The 2,220-nt window shown below is 63.0% G+C and carries 3 protein-coding genes; all 3 read left to right on the top strand.

The genetic code is table 11. From position 1 onward, the window contains the following. Positions 1 to 1,196 (top strand): APC family permease (locus J1M87_RS26435; protein WP_206492660.1); only part of this gene is annotated, 1,196 nt, incomplete at its 5' end. 236 nt (positions 1,197 to 1,432) lie between these two features. Further along, positions 1,433 to 1,675 (top strand): DUF2892 domain-containing protein, encoded by a 243-nt coding sequence (locus tag J1M87_RS26430; protein WP_076599981.1) that lies wholly within the window; start codon positions 1,433 to 1,435, stop codon positions 1,673 to 1,675. Then, positions 1,672 to 1,983, top strand: a complete 312-nt coding sequence (locus J1M87_RS26425) for a hypothetical protein (RefSeq protein ID WP_003862073.1) — start codon at positions 1,672 to 1,674, stop codon at positions 1,981 to 1,983. The genes J1M87_RS26430 and J1M87_RS26425 overlap by 4 nt, the downstream gene beginning before the upstream one ends. Positions 1,984 to 2,220: the final 237 nt, after the last annotated feature.

Here is a 2,220-nt window from a genome sequence, read left to right as displayed (position 1 = left end):
TCGCCGAGCTGGCCGGGGGGTGGATGCCGTGGGCCTTCCTTGCCGGGGCAGTGGTGGTGGCCTTCAGCTCCTACTCCTACATCCGCTACTCAGCCACCAACCCTTCCTCGGGCGGAATCGCGATGCAACTCAAAGCCGCGTATGGACCCGGGGTCGTGGCTGGCTCGGTTTCGCTGTTCATGTACGTGTCGATGATCCTCGCCGAGTCCCTTCTCGGCCGAACCTTCGGTACCTACATGCTGCGACCGTTCGGGATGCAGGACTCCGACGTGTGGGTCCCGGTGCTGGCCGTCCTCGCCATCGCCGGCGCCGCACTGGTGAACCTGGTGGGCAACCAACTAGTGGAGCGCTCTGCCACGGTCACCGCAGCGCTCAAGATCGTCGGCATCGCGGTGCTGGCGATCGCGGGAATCCTCGCCGCGGGACTCTCCTCCCTGCCCCGGCTCATTACCGCCGCTGGACGCACGCCACCAGACCAGGGATGGGTGGGCTTTCTCGCCGGTGTCACCCTATGCATCCTGGCGTACAAGGGGTTCACCACGATCACCAACCACGGCGGGGATCTGAAGAACCCCAAGCGCAATATCGGCCGCTCAATCATTATTTCCATCGCCCTGTGCACGGCGCTCTATCTATTGATCACCGTCGCAGTCACTGCGAGCCTGACCGTGCCAGAGATCATCGAGGCCCGCGACTACGCACTGGCCGAAGCAGCCCAGCCGATGTTCGGCGACTGGGGCATGAGAATAACCGTGCTTATCGCGGTGGTCGCCACACTGTCTGGACTGATCGCGAGCCTATTCTCAGTCTCGAAGCTCTACGACATGCTCCGAGAAATGGGCCAAGCCCCGGGCCTGCCCGGCCGGCCAGGACATCAGTCGCTCTACATCACCGCCGGGCTGGCGATCGTGATGGCCGCCTTCTTCGACCTCTCCCAGATCGCCTCCCTTGGCGCTATCTTGTATTTGGCCATGGACATTGCCATCCACTTCGGGATCATCCGCCGTCTCAAAAACGACGTCGCCGCCAACTCCTGGATCCCGTTGCTCGCGATCATCCTTGACCTCGCGGTACTGGTGCCCTTCCTGCTCACCAAGAGCCAATCGGACCCGTTCACCCTCGTCACCACCGCGCTAGTGGCCCTAGCCATCGTCCTCGCCCAGTGGCTCGCCGTGCGACACCACCAACACCAGTGAGAACACAGAGCACACCAGAGACTCCAACCAACCCAGCGCGATTCAGGCCGCACGACGCGCGTCCGCTGAGCGCGTTGAGGCGCGCATCTCCCCACACTTGTGGCACACGCCGTACCGGCTTCACCGAACCTTCACGTGAAGGACAGTTCGTCCTTCACAAACACTTGGCAGATTGGGGGTGTACCGATCAATGGTCCCGTGCACTCGGGGCTGGATCGAGCACCCAGGAGGAAACGATGCAGGCGAGATGGAGTATCAACATCACCCCTATCGAAAGGGGCGCTCGCATCGTGTTGGGTCTTCTCGGTGTCGTTGGCGGAGGAATTCTGCTCAGCCAGGCGGACTCCACGGGCGCGGTGATCGTGGAGCTGTTGTTGATCGTGGCTGGTCTGGACCTGATCGTCACTGGTGGGACCGGGCACTGTCCACTGTACAAAAAATTGGGCCGCCTCCCGCTTCGGAAAGGACACCCCTCATGAGCGAGCAATCACCCCAGGAGCGACGGCGCCAGCCACTAGACGCGCCCCCTGATCAGCCCCCCGTTGCGGGGTCGGCTTCCCCCTACAGCGATGGGCCTCTGGAAGAGCAGTACCCGCCCGAGCCCTCGAAGCCCGGACGCTCCGGTCATCGTTGGATGATGCTCGCGTGTTGTGTCCCGATGCTCGTTCTTGTCGGGGTCCTGCTGGTGACCGGGGTCGCAGGCACCGGAGTGATCGTGTTTGGCGCGCTGTGCGTGGCGATGATGGGCCTGATGATGTTCGCAATGCCCGGTGGCCACGGCCATTAACCCGCCACTACACGCTCCTGGGATCCAATCGGCTCAGCATTGAACCGACCAGGAGCGAGCACGACGCGATTTCCAAGGCTGGAGGACACCGAGATGGCTGCAGCGGCCACTAGGGCGTGTCTCCCATAGCTGAGCGGTGACCCGCGAGACCGTGGCCGTATGGGACAGACGAAGTCACGATTTCGCCAGTTCACCGACGAGCAGTGGGAGCGGATAGAGCCCCTGCTGCCCTCCAAT

This window comes from Rhodococcus sp. KRD162, from assembly GCF_017168335.1.
Lineage (GTDB): Bacteria > Actinomycetota > Actinomycetes > Mycobacteriales > Mycobacteriaceae > Rhodococcoides.
This window is presented reverse-complemented; position numbering and strand designations above follow the sequence as displayed.

Coding starts and splice junctions, on each gene's coding strand:
- J1M87_RS26430 (WP_076599981.1), top strand. CDS start 1,433: ATGCAGGCGAGATGGAGTATCAACATCACCCCTATCGAAAGGGGCGCT.
- J1M87_RS26425 (WP_003862073.1), top strand. CDS start 1,672: ATGAGCGAGCAATCACCCCAGGAGCGACGGCGCCAGCCACTAGACGCG.